This is a genomic window from Nonomuraea sp. NPDC049486, assembly GCF_040676925.1.
Taxonomy (GTDB): Bacteria; Actinomycetota; Actinomycetes; order Streptosporangiales; family Streptosporangiaceae; genus Nonomuraea; species Nonomuraea ferruginea.
The window spans coordinates 201155-217299 of the sequence record NZ_JBFAPV010000007.1; the positions used below are offsets into that span (position 1 = coordinate 201155).

The 16145-nt window shown below is 73.4% G+C and carries 16 protein-coding genes; 9 read left to right on the plus strand and 7 right to left on the minus strand.

The annotated features are described in order from the left end of the window. Positions 1–2: 2 nt before the first annotated feature. The 6 genes from AB0K05_RS21845 to AB0K05_RS21870 are packed head-to-tail and all read left to right on the plus strand — an operon-like array spanning position 3 to position 7496. Positions 3–1163, plus strand: coding sequence for a mandelate racemase/muconate lactonizing enzyme family protein (locus AB0K05_RS21845; RefSeq protein ID WP_364231130.1), 1161 nt, complete (start codon positions 3–5; stop codon positions 1161–1163). A 15-nt stretch (positions 1164–1178) separates the two neighbouring features. Further along, entirely contained in the window at positions 1179–1844 is a 666-nt protein-coding gene (locus tag AB0K05_RS21850; RefSeq protein ID WP_148029570.1) for a GntR family transcriptional regulator, read from the plus strand. After that, positions 1837–3240, plus strand: a complete 1404-nt coding sequence (locus AB0K05_RS21855; protein ID WP_364231134.1) for an NAD-dependent succinate-semialdehyde dehydrogenase — start codon at positions 1837–1839, stop codon at positions 3238–3240. The genes AB0K05_RS21850 and AB0K05_RS21855 overlap by 8 nt, the downstream gene beginning before the upstream one ends. An 11-nt stretch (positions 3241–3251) precedes the next feature. Next, positions 3252–4265, plus strand: a complete 1014-nt coding sequence (locus AB0K05_RS21860; protein ID WP_148029572.1) for a DUF2804 domain-containing protein — start codon at positions 3252–3254, stop codon at positions 4263–4265. Between the two features lie 20 nt (positions 4266–4285). Further along, complete coding sequence (locus AB0K05_RS21865) at positions 4286–5977, plus strand: glycerol-3-phosphate dehydrogenase/oxidase (protein WP_364231138.1); 1692 nt, start codon at positions 4286–4288, stop codon at positions 5975–5977. A 52-nt stretch (positions 5978–6029) separates the two neighbouring features. Then, the gene (locus AB0K05_RS21870) at positions 6030–7496 is read left to right on the plus strand and encodes a glycerol kinase (protein ID WP_364231140.1); all 1467 of its coding nucleotides are present in this window, start codon (positions 6030–6032) and stop codon (positions 7494–7496) included. A gap of 24 nt (positions 7497–7520) precedes the next feature. Here AB0K05_RS21870 and AB0K05_RS21875 read toward each other — a convergent pair whose 3' ends face one another. From AB0K05_RS21875 to AB0K05_RS21890, 4 genes are all read right to left on the minus strand, one after another. After that, positions 7521–8528: a sugar kinase gene (locus AB0K05_RS21875; RefSeq protein WP_364231142.1), complete on the minus strand. Its 1008-nt coding sequence runs from the start codon at positions 8526–8528 to the stop codon at positions 7521–7523. Between the two features lie 63 nt (positions 8529–8591). Then, positions 8592–9857 (minus strand): serine/threonine-protein kinase, encoded by a 1266-nt coding sequence (locus AB0K05_RS21880; RefSeq protein WP_364231144.1) that lies wholly within the window; start codon positions 9855–9857, stop codon positions 8592–8594. 114 nt (positions 9858–9971) lie between these two features. Then, a complete protein-coding gene (locus AB0K05_RS21885; RefSeq protein ID WP_364231146.1) occupies positions 9972–10523 on the minus strand; it encodes a GNAT family protein in 552 nt (183 codons plus the stop codon). Positions 10524–10535: 12 nt separating this feature from the next. After that, a complete protein-coding gene (locus AB0K05_RS21890) occupies positions 10536–11045 on the minus strand; it encodes a shikimate kinase (protein ID WP_261808340.1) in 510 nt (169 codons plus the stop codon). Between the two features lie 37 nt (positions 11046–11082). On the opposite strand from AB0K05_RS21890, the gene AB0K05_RS21895 reads away from it, so the two are divergent. Together AB0K05_RS21895 and AB0K05_RS21900 are read left to right on the plus strand one after the other, a co-directional pair. Next, on the plus strand, positions 11083–11364 hold the full coding sequence (locus tag AB0K05_RS21895; protein ID WP_148029578.1) for a DUF6458 family protein: 282 nt from the start codon (positions 11083–11085) through the stop codon (positions 11362–11364). A 14-nt stretch (positions 11365–11378) separates the two neighbouring features. Next, entirely contained in the window at positions 11379–11765 is a 387-nt protein-coding gene (locus AB0K05_RS21900; protein ID WP_148029579.1) for a ChaB family protein, read from the plus strand. Positions 11766–11864: 99 nt separating this feature from the next. Here the strand turns inward: AB0K05_RS21900 and AB0K05_RS21905 are convergent, their stop codons facing one another. The 3 genes from AB0K05_RS21905 to AB0K05_RS21915 all read right to left on the minus strand — a co-directional run bounded on the left by AB0K05_RS21905 (position 11865) and on the right by AB0K05_RS21915 (position 15084). Then, a complete protein-coding gene (locus tag AB0K05_RS21905) occupies positions 11865–13691 on the minus strand; it encodes a transketolase (RefSeq protein ID WP_364231149.1) in 1827 nt (608 codons plus the stop codon). 114 nt (positions 13692–13805) lie between these two features. Next, a complete protein-coding gene (locus tag AB0K05_RS21910; protein WP_364231152.1) occupies positions 13806–14819 on the minus strand; it encodes an SDR family oxidoreductase in 1014 nt (337 codons plus the stop codon). Positions 14820–14826: 7 nt separating this feature from the next. Then, positions 14827–15084 (minus strand): hypothetical protein, encoded by a 258-nt coding sequence (locus AB0K05_RS21915; RefSeq protein WP_364231153.1) that lies wholly within the window; start codon positions 15082–15084, stop codon positions 14827–14829. 56 nt (positions 15085–15140) lie between these two features. Here AB0K05_RS21915 and AB0K05_RS21920 point away from each other — a divergent pair, with 56 nt between their 5' ends. Further along, positions 15141–16139 carry a DNA topoisomerase IB gene (locus AB0K05_RS21920; RefSeq protein WP_364231155.1) on the plus strand — a complete coding sequence of 333 codons (999 nt, stop codon included), beginning with the start codon at positions 15141–15143 and terminating at the stop codon, positions 16137–16139. Positions 16140–16145 lie beyond the last annotated feature (6 nt).

Sequence of the window (16145 nt, forward strand, 5' to 3'; positions counted from 1 at the left end):
CGATGAAGATCACAGACGTGCGGGCCAGGGTCATCGAGCTGCCCTATCCGCGGCCTTTCGTGCCGTCGTGGGCTCCGGAGGGCGCCCACCGGGCGATGTCGGCGGTCATCGTCGAGGTCGAGACCGACGAGGGCATCGTCGGCGTGTCGGGCGGCGACATGGGGCACGGCACCGGTCCGATGCTGCTGGAGGCGATCCGCGGCTGGATCCGCCCGCAGCTCGTGGGCCTGGACGTGTTCGACACCACGCACGTCGCCAACCGGCTGCGGTACGTGGCCGAGTACGTCTTCCCCCGGCCCTGGGTCGTCGGGGTCGCGGTGTGGGACGCGGTGGGCAAGGCCTGCGGTCAGCCGCTGTACAAGCTGTGGGGCGGGCACTCGGGAGCGGTTCGCGCCTATGCGAGCTTCGGCGAGGTCCGCAGCCCGGAGCAGCGGGTGGAGGACAGTCTGAAGGTCGTCGAGGAGGGGTTCCGGGGCATCAAGCTGCGGGTCCACGCCGCGACGATCGCCGAGGACGTCGCCCAGGTGGCCGCCGTGCGCGAGGCCGTCGGACCGGACGTCGCGATCATGGTGGACGCCAACCAGGCCGCCGCCCGCTGGCGGTACGCGCCCGACGGCAGCCGGTTGATCTGGGACTACGACCGCGCCCTGACCACCGCCAGGGAGCTGGCCGATCTCGGCGTGGCCTGGCTGGAGGAGCCGATGCCCCGGCACGACTACCGCGCGCTGTGCGAGCTGACCGCGGCCGCGCCGATCCCGATCGCCGGCTGCGAGCACAACCGCGGCATCGGCCAGCTCGTGCGGATGCTGGAGGACGGGTGCTTCGACATCTTCCAGCCGGACGCCAACGAGAGCGAGGAGATCGGCGCGCTGCGCGACTTCGGCGCCATGGCCGCGGCCCGGCAGCGCAAGGTGATCCCGCACGCCTGGGCCACCGGCCTCGGCGTCGCGGGAAACCTGCAGCTCTGCGCGTCGCTGCCGAACTGCGACTGGCTGGAGTACCCGTACGACCCGCCGGTGATCGTCCCGGAGGTGTTCCACGCGATGCTGACGAAACCGCTGCTGCCGGACTCCTCCGGGCTCGTAGGCGTTCCGGAAGGACCGGGACTCGGTGTAGAGCTGGACCACGCGGCGATCGAGCCGCTCACTGTCCAGCGGGTCTGAAGGGCTCCCCCAACCATGGCCGAATCGCGTTCCCCCTTCCGCACCAAGGCGGATCTGGCAGCGGACCACATCAAGAATCTGATCATGTCAGGAGAGGCGCCACCCGGGATGAAGATCACCACCCGGATGGTCGCCGAGGCCGTGGGCATCAGCGAGACGCCGGTGCGCGAGGCCATCAAGCAGCTCTGCTCGGAGGAGTGGCTGGTCGAGCGCCCGCACGTCGGGGCCGTGGTGGCCGCGTACACCGTCGAGAACGTCCGCGAGCTCTACAGCGTGCGGGCCGCGCTGACCTCGCTGGCCCTGAAGCTGGACGGCCGGCCGCTGGCCGGCGACCGGCTGGCCGAGGTGGACGCGGTCCTCGCCGAGTGCGAGGTCGCCGTCGCGAAGCTGGACGTGGCCGCGTTCGCCCGGCTCAACCGGCGCTTCCACTCCCTGCTGTGCGACACCGAGAGCAGCAGGCTCACCCACCGCATGCTGCAGAGCCTGTGGGCCCGGACGGAGACCGCCCAGCGCGGCTTCCGCCTGGTGCCCTGGCGGCTGCCCGAATCGCACACCGAACACGTCGCCATCAGGAACGCCCTGGTGGCCGGCGACATCACCCTGGCCAGCGAGTTGCAGCACGCGCACGAGATGGCCGCCATGAAAGCGCTGATCGACGGATTGCGGGAGACAGATGGCTGACACGGGAAGGGCACTCATCGGGGCCGAGTGGCGGGAGGCGGACGGCACGTTCACCGTCTACGCGCCCGCCACCGGGCAGCCGCTGGGCGAGGTCGCCGACTGCGGCCCCGAGCTGACGGCGCGGGCGGTCGACGCCGCCGCCGAGGCGTTCCCGGCCTGGCGTGCCATGCCCGCGCACGAGCGGGCCGACCTCATGCGGGCCGCCGCACGGGAGCTGGCGGCCAGAGCGGAGACGATCGGCGCGATCATGACGGCCGAGCAGGGCAAGCCGCTCGCCGAGGCGACCGGCGAGGTGCTGTCGGGGGCCGACCACCTGCTGTGGGCGGCAGAGGAGACCCGCCGCCTCTACGGTGAGACCGTGCCGGGCGCGCACGCCGACAACCGCATCTGGCTGCTGCCCGAACCGGTGGGCGTGGTGGCGGGCATCACGCCGTGGAACTTCCCGGTCTCCATGATCACCCGCAAACTGGGCCCGGCGCTGGCCGCCGGCTGCACGGTGGTGCTCAAGCCGGCCGAGCTGACCCCGCTGTCGGCCATCGCGGTCGCCGAGGCGTTCGTCGCCGCCGGGCTGCCGGCCGGCGTGTTCAACCTGGTCACCACGTCCCGCCCGGCGGAGTTCGGCGCGGTCGTCATGGCCGACCCGCGGGTGCGCAAGGTGTCGTTCACCGGCTCCACGGAGGTCGGCAGGGAGCTGATCAGGCAGAGCGCCCAGGACGTGAAGCGGCTCAGCGTCGAGCTGGGCGGGCACGCGCCGGTGCTGGTCTTCCCCGACGCCGACCCGGTCGCCGCCGCCCGGGCCGTGGCCCGCAGCAAGTTCCTCAACGCCGGCCAGGCCTGCACCGCGCCCAACCGGATCTACGTGCACTCCTCGCTGGCCGCCGCCTTCACCGCCGAGCTGGTCCGCCGGGCCGAGGCGGCCGAGCTGGGGCCGCTCATCGACGAGCGGGCCGTGGCCAAGGTGACCAGGCACGTCGAGGACGCGCTGGCCCGCGGCGCCACGGCGCTGACCGGCGGCCGGGCCTCCGGCGGGCCGGGCACGTCCTACCCGGCCACGGTGCTGTCCGGGGTCACCGACGACATGCTGATCTGCCGCGAGGAGACCTTCGGGCCGGTCGCCCCGGTGCTGGAGTTCGACGACTGCGACACGGTCGTCGCCCGCGCGAACGCGACCCCGTACGGACTGACCGCTTATGTGTGGACGAACGACCTGAACAGGACCATCCGGATCGCGGAGGAGCTCCAGTTCGGGATGGTCACCGTGAACGGCGGCCCGCTGGCGCCGCCACAGGCGCCGTTCGGCGGGGTGAAGAGCAGCGGCTACGGCCGCGAGGGCGGCCACCACGGGGTGGCCGACTACCTGGAGTACAAGTACCTCAGCGTGGGGCTGGGGCGATGACGGAGAGCACGATGAAGACGAGCCCGCGCGCGGTCGCCGAGCGCGAGATCACCAGCAGGGTCGACCTGTGCCTGCCGAGCGGACGGCTCAACCCGGCCGCCGTCGGGTGGAGCCGCACCCCGCTGCACCGCGCCAACATCCGCGGCTGGGGCCGCACCATGCGCTGGGACTACTGGTGCGTGACCAGCCCGGAGCAGGTGTTCGCCTTCAGCGCGAGCAGCCTCGACTACCTGGCCGGCGAGGCGGCGTTCTTCCTGGACCGGCGCACCGGCGAGCAGGTGACGAGCAGGGGCCTGCTCGTGCCCGCCAGAGGCGTCTCGTTCTCCGCGCGCAGCGGCGAGGGCAGCGTGCGCATCGGCGCCGGTCCCGTCCGGATCAGCGTCGACGAGACCGCGGCCGGCACCCGGCTCCGGCTGAGGTCGGCCGAGCTGGACGCGGAGATCCTGGTGCACCGGGTTCCGGGCAGGGAGAGCCTGTCGCTTGTGGTGCCGTGGAGCGCCCGCCGCTTCCAGTACACGGTCAAGGACGTCGGCCGGCCCGCCGAGGGCACCGTCCGCGTCAACGGCAGGACGTACGAGTTCGCCACCGAGGACGCGCTGGCCACGCTCGACCTCGGCCGCGGCCGCTGGCCGGGGGAGGTCCTGTGGAACTGGGGCGCGGCCGCGGGCCGCCCCGGCGGCCGCGACGTGGCTATCCAGATCGGCGGCAAGTGGACCGACGGCACCGGCAGCGTGGAGAACGCGCTGATCCTCGACGGCCGCGTCCACAAGATCAGCGAGGAGCTGGTCTGGTACTACGACACGAGCGACTGGAACGCGCCCTGGCGGATCACCGGCGACCGGGTGGACCTGGAGTTCGTCCCCGAGCACGTACGCGAGGCCGACGTGCGGCGGGCGCTCTACATGCGCACCCGCGAGGCCCAGGCGTTCGGTCACTACCGGGGCACGGTCGTCGCGGACGACGGGGAGATCGTGGAGATCTCCGATCTGTACGGCTGGGCCGAAGAGGTCTACAGGCGCTGGTGAGGATGAGGATGGCAACGGTCATGGGACAGCGCGACGCCCTGCTGCACGAGGTGTCGGAGAACCTGCTCGACGTGCTGGTCGTCGGCGGTGGCGCGACCGGCGCCGGAGCCGCGCTGGACGCGGCCTCCCGAGGGCTCACCGTGGCCCTCGTCGAGGCCGGCGACCTGGCGTCGGGCACGTCGGGCAAGTCCAGCAGGCTGCTGCACGGCGGCGTGCGCTATCTGGAGCAGCTCAGGTTCGGGCTGGTGCGCGAGGCGCTGCACGAGCGCGGCCTCCTGCACGACCTGGCCCCGCACCTCGTGCGGCGGCTGTCCTTCCTGTATCCGCTCACCCACCGGATGTGGGAGCGCGGCTACGTGGGCGCCGGGCTCGCCCTCTACGACGGGCTCGCCGGGATCGGCGACCGGCACGGCTTCCGGCGGCACCGCCACCTCAGCCGGCGGGCGCTCCTGCGCGCCGCGCCGTCGCTGCGGCCCGACGCCGCGGTCGGCGCCCTCGCCTACGACGACGGTCAGGTGGACGACGCCCGGCTGGTGGTCACGCTGGCCCGCACCGCCGTGCGCGAGGGCGCCACCGTGCTCACCCGCGTGCGGGTCACCGGCCTCGCCACCCGGCCCGGCCACACGGTCGCCACCTGTGAGGACGTGCTCAGCGGCGAGCGGTTCGCGATCCGGGCGCGGCGCGTGGTGCTCGCCACCGGGCCGTGGTCGGAGCTCACCCAGCGGATGCTGGGCGTCTCCCCCGTACGGACGCGGGCCTCCAAGGGGGTGCACCTGGTGGTGCCCAAGTCGCGGCTGCCCATGTCGTCGGCGCTCATCGCGCGGACGGCGAGTTCGGTGCTGTTCGTGATCCCCGCGGGGGACGTGGTGCTCGTCGGGACCACGGACACGCCGTGGGAGATCGGGCCTGGGCCGGTGCTGCCGACCGGCTCCGACGTGCGCTACCTGCTCGACCAGGCCAACCGGTGGCTGCGCGAGCCGCTCACCGGTGACGACGTGGTCGGCGTGTACGCCGGGCTGCGGCCGCTGGTCGACGCCGGCTCCGGCGACACCCAGGCGGTGTCCCGCGAGCACGTGGTGCGGGAGGTGGCGCCCGGCTGCTTCGTCGTGGCGGGCGGGAAGCTGACCACGTACCGGGTGATGGCGCGCGACGCGGTCTCGGCCGCCGTCCGCGGGCTCGGCGCGCGCCGCTCCTCGACGGCCACCCTCCCGCTGGCCGGCGCCAGCGGCTTCGCCCAGGCCTGGGCCCGCCGCGACGCCGCCGCCGTCGCCGCCGGGGTGCCCGTCTCGGTGGTGGAGCGGCTGGCTCTGCGGTACGGATCCGACTACCGCGAGGTGCTCACCCTGGGCTCCGGCCCGCTCGGCGGCGGGACGCCGGGCTCCCTCCCGGGTGGACCGCTGGAGCCGCTCCCCGGGGCGCCGTCGCTGCTGGGCGCCGAGGTGCTGTTCATGGCGGCGCACGAGGGCGCGCTCGGCGTGGACGACGTGCTGCGCCGGCGCAGCCGGGCCGGGCTGGAGGCGCGCGACGGCGGCGCCGCCGCGGCCCCGCACGTCGCCGCGCTGCTCGCCACCGCGCTCGGCCGCGACGCCGCCTGGGAAGCCGACCAGGTCGGACGGTACGTCGCCGCCGCGCGCATGACCGAGGAGGCCCTCGCCGTCGACCACGACGCCGACCTCGTCCCCCTGCTGGCCCGCCTGCGGGAGGCCGCGTGACCTCGCGTGGCCGCGCCGGCCTTCTCGTCCTCGACCTGTCCCTGGAGGCCTCATGACCGTCCTCGCCGTGGACGCCGGGACCACCGGCGTCACCGCGCTCGTCGTCGACGACGAGGGGCGGGTGCTGGCCAGGGGGAGCCGCGAGTTCCCGCAGCACTTTCCCAGGCCGGGGGAGGTGGAGCACGATCCGGACGACATCTGGGCCGCCGTGCTGGACGCCTGCCGCCAGGCGGTGGACGCGGCGGCGGTCCCGGTGTCGTGCCTGGGGCTGACCAATCAGCGGGAGACCGTCGTCATCTGGGACCGCGACACGCTCCGCCCGGCCCGGCGCGCGATCGTCTGGCAGGACCGCCGCTCCGCCGCCGTCTGCGAGGAACTGCGCGAGTCCGGCGCCGAGGACCGGGTCCGGAAGGTCACCGGGCTCCGCCTGGACCCGTACTTCTCCGCCACGAAGCTCACCTGGCTGCGCCGCCACGACCCCGCCACCTGGGAGGGCGTCCGGTCCGGCAGGCTGGCGATCGGCACCGTCGACTCGTACCTGCTGGCCCGGCTCACCGGCGGACGGCTGCACGTCACCGACGTGTCCAACGCCTCCCGCACGCTGCTGCTCGACCTGGCCGCCGCCACCTGGTCCGCGGAGATGGCCGACCTGTTCGGGGTTCCGGCCGCCGCGCTGCCCGAGCTGGTGCCCTCCAGCGCGGTGCTCGGCGAGACGTCGCCGGAGGCCTTCCTCGGGCTACGCCTGCCCATCGCGGGCGTCGCGGGCGACCAGCAGGCCGCGCTCTTCGGGCAGGCCGGCTTCACCGCGGGCGCCTCCAAATGCACGTACGGGACGGGCAGCTTCCTCCTGGTCAACACCGGCGACCAGCCCGCGTCCCCGGACTCCGGGCTGCTCTCCACCGTCGCCTGGCGGCTCGGCGACGGGCCCGTCCAGTACGCGTTGGAAGGGTCGGTGTTCGTCACCGGGGCCGCCGTGCAGTGGCTGCGCGACGGGCTGGGGCTGCTCGGCGCCACGGCCGACAGCGAACGGCTGGCCGCCTCGGTGCCCGACTCCGGCGGCGCCGTCTTCGTACCGGCGCTCACCGGCCTCGGCACCCCGCACTGGGACCCGTACGCCAGGGGAGCGCTCCTCGGTGTCAGCCGCGGCACCACCGCCGCGCACGTCGCCCGCGCGGTGCTGGACGGGATCGCGTTCCAGATCCGCGACGTGGTGGACGCCTCCGGGGTGGACATCACCCGGCTGGCCGTCGACGGCGGCGCCGCGGCCAACGACCTGCTCTGCCAGATCCAGGCCGACCGGCTCGGCCGGCCCGTCGTCCGGCCGGCCGGGACCGAGACGACCGGGCTCGGTGCCGCCTTCCTCGCCGGTCTGGCCACCGGGGTGTGGGCCGGCCCGGACGAGCTCGCCCGGGCCTGGCGGGTGGCCCGCGAGTTCACCCCCCGGCCGTCGCCGGAGTCCGAGCTCCGGCGCTGGCGCAGGGCGGTCGCCCTCGTACGCGACTTCGGCTCAGCCGCCTGACGCGGTGCGGGCGCCCGCGCTCGCCTAGCGGCTGACTCCGTCGGTGGTGCGGTCGAGGAGCGCCAGGTCGGCGCGGCGGGGGAGGCTCTCCCAGTCGCCCTGGGAGGTGACCGCGAACGCCCCCGCGGCGCAGGCGGTGCGCAGCCGGTGCTCGGGCTCGGCGCCCTCCAGCCAGTCGGCCAGCCATCCGGCGGCGAACGCGTCGCCCGCGCCCACCGGGTCCACCTCGGTGACCTGGTAGGCGGGCGCCCGGTACGCGACGCCGTCGGACAGTTCGACAGCCCCCCGCGAGCCCAGCTTGACCAGCACGTGGCGCGGGCCCAGCGCGGCCAGCGCCTCCGCCACCGCGACCGGCCCCTCCGGGACGGCTCCTTCCGCGTCCTCGTGCGGCGGGGTCGCGAAGGTGTCCGGGAGGAGCAGTCGGGCCTCTTCCTCCGTGGCGAACAGCATGTCCACCTGGCCGATCACCTCGCGCAGCCAGGCGCCCGCCTCCGCCGGGGACCACAGGGCCTTGCGGTAGTTGACGTCCAGGGACACCGGGACTCCCGCGCTCCGCGCCACCTCGACGGCGTGCCGTACGGTCGCGCGGGCGGACTCCGACAGGGCCGGGGTGATCGCGGTGACGTGCAGCACGCGCGCGCCCCTGATCAGGTCCGGGTCCAGGTCCTCCGGACGGATGCGCGAGCCGGCGCTGCCCGCGCGGTAGTAGCGGACGTCGATGTGGTCGGCCGTGCGGCGGCCCTTGATCATCAGGCCCGTCGGCGCCTCCAGGTCGGGGACGGCACGCACGTCCACGCCCTCGCCCGCGAGGGCCGAGCGGATCAGGTCGCCGAAGTCGTCGGCGCCCACCCGGCCCGCCCAGCAGGCCGTGCGGCCCAGCCGGGCGACGCCGATCGCCACGTTGGACTCGGCGCCGCCGAGCCCCAGGTCGAAGTCGCGGGCGAAGCGCAGCGGGCCGGTGCGGCGGGCCGCGAACAGGGCCATCGTCTCGCCGAAGGTCACCAGGTCTGTCATCGGATTGAGTTCGGGCACGCATGAAAACCTATTTCGGCGCGCGCCCGTATGCCAATCGTCGGGATCTGAGGGGGCGACCCGTCAGCGGCGGCTCGGTGGTGGTTCCGGTGCGGGGACGGGGAGAAGAGGGGCGACTCCGGAGGTGGCGTCGCCGAGCCATTCGAGCGTGCGGCGGGCGTCCTTGACGACGGTGGCCACGCTGACGGCCAGGGCGACGGCGGCGACCAGCGCCAGCGCGGGCGACAGGAGCCCGAGCCGTCTGGGCCGGGACGACGGCAGGCAGGCCAGCGCCCACGAGCGGGTCTCCTCGCGCGGCCGGTCGAGCCAGCCGCGCAGGCGCGGCCAGGCGTGGAAGAGCGCGGCGGTGGCGGGCACGAGGCGGTCGCCGGTGACGGCCACCAGGGTGCCGGCGTCGGTGCGGGCGGGCGGGACGGCGACGCTGGGCCGGACCAGCAGCCCCGACTCCAGCAGCCGGGACAGGACGGGCTCGTCGAGCGCGGGAGCGGCGGCCGGTGGCGTGCCGGGGGCCAGCTCGACCAGGAGGTCCCTCAGCCGGTCCCGCTCGACGGCGGTCAAGGACGCGTACAGCTCCTCGGCCACCTCGCCCAGCGCGGGCGGCCCCGGCAGGGACGGCACCCGGGCCGACGTCGGGAGCGGCAGGGCGTCGGCTGAGGGCCGGGACGACGGGTCCTTGGACAGGGCGCGCGCCACCCGGTCGCGCAGCCGCGGCGGGAGCGCCGTCAGGTCGGGGTCGCAGGACAGCAGCCGGTGCATGACCTCGCCCATGGAGCCGCCGCGGAACGGGTCGTCGCCCGTGGCCGCGAACAGCACCAGCGCGCCCCAGGCGAACACGTCGCCCGCCGCGCCGCCCGGCTGCCCCGTGACGACCTCGGGGGCGAGGTAGGTGCGGGTGCCGCCGATCGAGCCGGGCACGCCGGGGCAGATCACCTTCGGGCCGTCGCCGGTGAGCAGCACCTTGCCCGGCCGCAGGTCGCCGTGGGCGAGCCCGGCGCCGTGGAGACAGGCGAGCGCGGACGCCACCGCCGTGGCCAGCGCGACCAGCTCCTCACCCGCGTACGGGCCGTGCAGGGAGATCGCCTCCCGCAGGGACGGCCCGCTCGCGAACTCGCTCACCACGTAGGCGGGCGTGCCGCCGGACCGGACTTCGAGGACGCTCGCGAGATGCGGGTGGGTCACCGGCCGGACGCGGGGGAGGGGACCGCGCGGCACCCTGACCGCGAACCTGCGCCCCTCGTCGTCGTAGGCGTCGTAGACCACGCCGTGGCGGCCCGCGCCGAGCCGCCCCGCCAGCCAGTAGCCGCCGAGCCTCTCGGGATCACCAGGCACCGAGCGCATCATCGAAAGGCTTAGACGCACCACGACGAGAATTTGTTGCGCAGGGCTCCCAGAACGCCACAGGCCCCCCGCGCGCCTCGGGGAGCCCGTGGGTAAAGATCATTATTACAGCAATCCGGATCTTGCTTGCCAATCGGGCCGCAGCACGGACATGACGAGGGAGTCGTACCACTCGCCGTCCCAGCGCAGCGCGTCGCGGAGCCGGCCCTCCTCCACGAAGCCGAGCTTCTCGTAGACGTGGCGGGCCCGGTCGTTGAACGCGAACACCTCCAGGCCCACCCGGTGCAGCGGCGTGGTGCGGAAGGCGTGGCCGAGGGCGAGCGTGATGGCCTCGGTGCCGTAGCCCCTGCCGAAGGCCCGGTCGCCGATGAGCGCGATGCGCAGGTTGCACGACAGGTTGGGCTCGTCGAGTTCGTTGAGCACGACCTCGCCCACGTAGTCGCCGCCGGCCTCGATGGCCAGGTCGAGGCGATCCGCCTGGCCGGCCCGCGTGGCGCACCAGCGCCGGCACGCCTCCAGCTCGAAGGCGGCGTGGGAGCCGGTCAGCCGCCGCACCTCGGGATCGGAGACCAGCGCGAACAGGCCGTCGGCGTGCTCGGCCCCCACCGGCCGCAGCGTCACCCGCTCGCCGGTCAGCACGGGTTTGTCGGAGAACATCGCCCCTGGTTATCAGTCCCGGCCGGGCGCGGGCAAACCCGAATCGCGCAGCACGGCCGCCAGCACCTCCTCCGGTTTGAGCACGCCCACGTCGTACTTCAGGTCCGCAACTTCACGGAAGTACGGCTCGCGCCGGGCGCGCAGGGCGGCCGGGGCGAATTCGGGCCGGTGGTCGCTGGTGCGCATCCGCTGGGTGAGCACCTCGTCGTCGGCGTCCAGCCAGATCACCGTGGCGGCGCGCATCGCCTCGCGGGCCCGCTCGTCGTCGAGCGTGCTGGCCGCCGCGGCGATCACCTTGGGCTCGCCGGCGAGCTCCTCGATCAGGTGCTCGGCCTCCCGCTCGTGCAGCACGTCGGCTCCCTCGCGGGCGGCGATCTCCGCGGACGGGCCTCCGTATCTCGACCGCAGAAAGGAGTCGCTGTCGCTGAACGGAAGGCCGAGAGCCTCGGCGACGAGGCGACCTGTCGTGCTCTTACCGCTGCCCATCAGCCCGATTAACACGATTGGTTTGTTTTTCTTCATGTGGATAGAGGTTCCTCGTGTCAAGGAGGTAAATCAAATGACCATCGCCGGAAGCATCATCCTCATCATGCTCGGTGCGATCCTCACGTGGGCCGTCGAATTCGATCTCGCCGGTGTGGACATCAACGTCGTCGGCGTGATCATCATGCTCGGCGGACTGGTCGGATTGCTGTTCGCCCTCTACCGGATCAACGTCACGCGCAGGGCGGTCGGCCCGATCGAGGAGCCGGTCCACCGGCACGAGATCTACGAGGAGCCCGAGGCGCGCAGGACGACCGTGTACGAGGAGCGTCGACACTACGACGAGCCGCCGCTCTAGGAGGTGAGCCGGACATGCCGGCCAGAGAGGAACTCCCGTCCACCATCCGCCGCTCCCCGAAGAAGGCGCAGGACACGTGGATGAAGGCGCACGACTCGGCCGTCGAGACGTACGGCGAGGGCAGGCGCGCCCACATGACGGCCTTCGCCGCGCTGAAGCACTCCTTCGAGAAGGTGGGAGACCACTGGGAGCCCAAGTCGAAGAAGGGGCCGTCGGACAAGGGCGCGACGGACCGTTCTGGACGCACGGCCGAGGGCGTCGACGCCAACGCCAGCAAGGAGCACCTGCGCGGCGTGGCCGCCGACCTGGACATCAGCGGCCGTTCGAAGATGAGCAAGCAGGAGCTCGTGGACGCCATCAAGAAGGCGAACAGGAAAGCGACCGCGAAGGCCCGCGGCTGATCCGCGCTCGCCGCGGCGGTACGGGCCGGCCGCCGGAGAAGGCGGCCGGCCCGTACGTGTCGTGATGCCGGTCACCGGGAGACGGCGGCCGGCCGGTGCTCACACCAGTCTGTTGACCGCCGCGACGATGGCGTGGCGGTCGATGCGCGCGTCGGCGAGCTGCTCCCCGGGCGTGGCCGAGCCGGGCATGCCGTGCACGGCCAGCTTCACCACCCGCGGCCCCAGCTCGGACACCGCGTCCAGCACGGCGTCGCCCAGACCGCCCTCCGGCCGGTGGTCCTCCACCGTGATGAGGTTGCCGGTCGTGGTCGCCGCCTCGACCAGCACCGCCGTGTCGATCGGCTTGATCGAGTACATGTCCACCACGCCGACCTGGATGCCCTCGGCGGCCAGCGTCTCGGCGGCGGCCAGCGCCTCGTGCACGGTGATCCCGGCGGCCACGATCGTGGCCCGGTCCGACGGCGAACGGCGCAGCACGCACGAGCCGCCGATGGGGAAACGCTCGCCCTGCTGGTGGATGACCGGCGTCGCGCCGCGCGTGGTGCGCAGGTAGGACACCCCGGTCAGGTCCGCCATCTCCACGGTCAGGGCCGCGGCCTGGTTGGCGTCGCACGGGTAGAGCACGGTGCTGTCGTACACGGCCCGCATCATGGCCAGGTCCTCCAGCCCCATCTGGGACGGGCCGTCCTCGCCGATCGACACCCCGGCGTGCGAGCCGACCAGCCGGATCGGCGACCGGCTCACGCCCGCCATCCGGATGAAGTCGTACGCCCTGGTGAGGAAGGCGGCGAAGGTGGCCGCGTACGGGACCCAGCCGCGCACGGCCAGGCCCATGGCGGCGGCGACGAGCTGCTGCTCGGCGATGTACATCTCGAAGAACCGCTCGGGGAACGCCCGGCCGAACTCCTCGGTCTTGGTCGAGTCGGCCACCTCGCCGTCGAGCGCCACCACGTCGCCGCGGGCGGCGCCCAGCGCGGCCAGGGCCTCCCCGAACGCGCTCCTGGTCGCCACCTGGTCGCCGACCTTGTACTCGGGCAGCACCAGCTCGCCGCCCTCGAACCGGTACGGCTCGCCCGCGCGGTCCGGAGACCGGACCTCCACCCGCAGGTCGCGTTCGCCGCCGAGCTCCGCGACGGCGGGCTCCGGCTCCTTCAGCGGCTTGCCGTGCGCGCCCTCGCGGTCGGCCACCGCCCGCACGCCCTCGCCCTTGCGGGTCCTGGCCAGGATGGCGGTGGGCCGCCCGCGGACGCCGTGCGCCTCCTGGAACGCGTCGTCGATCGCGCCGGGGTCGTGCCCGTCGACCTCGATCGTGTGCCAGCCGAACGCGCCGAACCTGCGCGCGTACGCCCCGGTGTCCCAGCCGTGGCGGGTGGGGCCGCGCTGGCCCAGGCGGTTGACGTCCACGACCAGGGTCAGGTTGTCCAGCCCCGTGTCGCCGGCCTGCTCGGCCGCCTCCCAGATGGAGCCTTCGGCCAGCTCGCTGTCGCCGCACAACACCCACACGCGGTACGGCATGCGCTCCAGCCGACCGGCCATCGCCACGCCGACCCCGACAGGCAGCCCCTGGCCGAGCGAGCCGGTGGCGACGTCGACCCAGGGCAGCCTGGGCGTCGGATGGCCCTCCATCCGGCTGCCGCGCTTCCTGAACCTGAGCAGTTCCCTGTCGGTGACCGCGCCGGCCGCCTTGAACAGTGAGTACAGCAGGGGCGACGCGTGGCCCTTGGAGAAGATGAGGTGGTCGTTCGCCGGGTTGCCCGGGTCCTCGAAGTCGTAACGCAGATAGTGGGCGAAGAGCACCGCCATCAGATCGGCGGCGGACATCGACGACGTGGGGTGGCCGGAGCCCGCCTCGGCGGAGGCTCTCACCGAGTCGACGCGGAGCTGCGCGGCCAGCTCTCCGAGAAACCGCAGATCTCGTTCAGCCATGATTCCCTCCGATCGTTTCCGGGCGCCTACCCGTGGGGGATCGGGCGAATCGTGTCGCGATTCCCGGCTGGGCCGCTTGTTCCGGCCCATCCGGAACGGCCGAGAAGGGACCGCTCAGCGGGATTTCCGCATCAGGGCCGCCGCGCCCGCCGCCGCCGCGGCCGCCAGGGTGAGCATGACGGACCGGCGGTGCTGGGAGAGCCAGAGCTGCGGGCTGCGGTGGTGGCCGCGGTCGTCGAAGCCGCCGTGCGCGCCGTGGTCCTGATGCTCGTCGGCCGGCTCCCACAGGTTCGCGGCGCCGTTCGGGGGCTGCCCGTCGGTCTGCTGCGCCTGGACGCCGGTCCTGGCCAGGTAGCGGTCCACCAGCGCGGGGGCGGCGCGCTGGGCCAGGAGGGCGGCCGCGGTGGTGCCGCCGACCCAGTACTCCTTGCGTTCCGGGTGCGCGGCCGCGTACACGACGCCCCGGGCGGCCACCTCGGGCTGGTAGATCGGGGGCACCGGCTGGGGATGGCGGCGCAGCTTGGACAGCACCCAGTCGAACTGCGGCGTGTTCACCGCCGGGAGCTGGACCATCGTGACCCGGACATCGCTCCCTTCCGCGAGCAGCTCGGTGCGCAGGGACTCGGTGAAGCCCCTGATGGCGTGCTTGGCGCCGCAGTACGCCGACTGCAGGGGGACGGCCCGGTGCGCCAGGGCCGAGCCCGTCTGCACGATCGTGCCCCGGTTGCGCTGGCGCATCAGGTCCAGGGCGACCTTGGTGCCCCAGACGTAGCCCAGGTAGGTGACCGCGGTCGCGCGCTCGTACTCCTCGGGGGAGATGTCGGCGAACCGGGCGAACACCGAGGAGAACGCCGAGTTGATCCACACGTCGATGGGGCCCAGCTCGGCCTCGATCCGCTCGGCGGCCTTCCTGACCTGCTCGTAGTCGGCGACGTCCGCCTCGTAGACCTGGCCGACGCCGCCGGCCGCGCCGACGTCGACCGCCGCCGCGCCGAGGCCCGTGGTGCCCCGGGCGATGAGCGCCACCTTGGCGCCCTTCGCGCCGAGCTCGCGCACCACCGCCCTGCCTACCCCGCCGCTCGCGCCCGTGACGACGACCACCCTGTCCTGGAGGATGTGGGGAGCCATGGGCGAGTCAGCCGACCTCTCCGACGTCACTGTCCTTCTGCTTGCGTACGGCCCGCCAGATGTTGATCACCGTGAGAATCGCCAGGACGACGGTGATCCCGGTCATGACCCAGGCCTTCGCGATGAGGCTGAGCACGCACATCGCGAACAGGAACACCAGGATGAACGAGCCCACCCTGATGTGGACCACGTCCCGCGGCGTGGCGGGGACCATCGCATGGCCCTTCTTGTCCCTTGTCTCGACCCAATCCTTGTTGTCGCTCATGTAGCTTCACCTGCCCGAGCCGTTTGCCGCCTAACACGCCGGGTAGCGCGGCAGACGTGCCCGAGCTGCATCCCAGCGACCAGAACGAACCGGGGATCACCCGGCGCCGTCGAGGCCGCGGGTTCAGCTATCACGGACCCGGCGGCGAGACCGTCCGCGACCATGCGACGCTGGCCAGGATCAGGGCGCTGACGATCCCGCCGGCCTGGACCGACGTGTGGATCTGCGCCTCGCCCCACGGGCACCTGCAGGCGGTCGGCACCGACGCGGCCGGGCGCCGCCAGTACCGCTACCACGACCTGTGGCGGCAGCAGCAGGACGAGGCCAAGTTCGACCGGGTGCTGGAGCTGGCCGACCGGCTGCCCGCCTTCAGGAAGAGCGTCGACGAGCAGCTCAGGGGCCGCGGGCTGACCAAGGAACGGGTGCTGGCCGCCGCCGCGCGGCTGCTCGACATCGGCTTCTTCCGCGTCGGCGGCGAGAGCTACGACTCCTACGGCCTGGCCACGCTCCGGATGGAGCACGTCGTCTGCTCGCGCAACACGATCACCTGCTCGTACCCGGCCAAGGGCGACGTGCCGCGTGAGATCCGGGTGGCCGACCCCGGCGCCTGCCGGGTGGTCCGGTCGCTGAAGTCCCTGAGCGCCGAGGGGGAGCTGCTCCGCTACCGGGGCGAGAACGGCTGGGTGGACGTGCGCAGCGAGGACATCAACGACTACCTGCGCGAGACCATCGGCGAGTTCACCGCCAAGGACTTCCGCACCTGGCACGCCACGGTGCTGGCCGCCGTCGGGCTGGCCGTCTCCCGCATGGCCGAGAGCGACACGGCCAGGAAGCGGGCCGTCACCCGGGTCATGCGGGAGGTCGCCGAGTATCTCGGCAACACCCCCGCCGTGGCGCGGGCATCGTACGTGGATCCGCGGGTGATCAGCGCGTACGAGGCGGACAAGACGATCGGTCACGCGCTGACCGAGCTGGGAGCCGGCGTGGACCCGGGGAAGCTGGCCACGCACGGCAAGGTGGAACGAGCCGTCATCAACCTCCTTCGCACTGTTTGAGCGGTT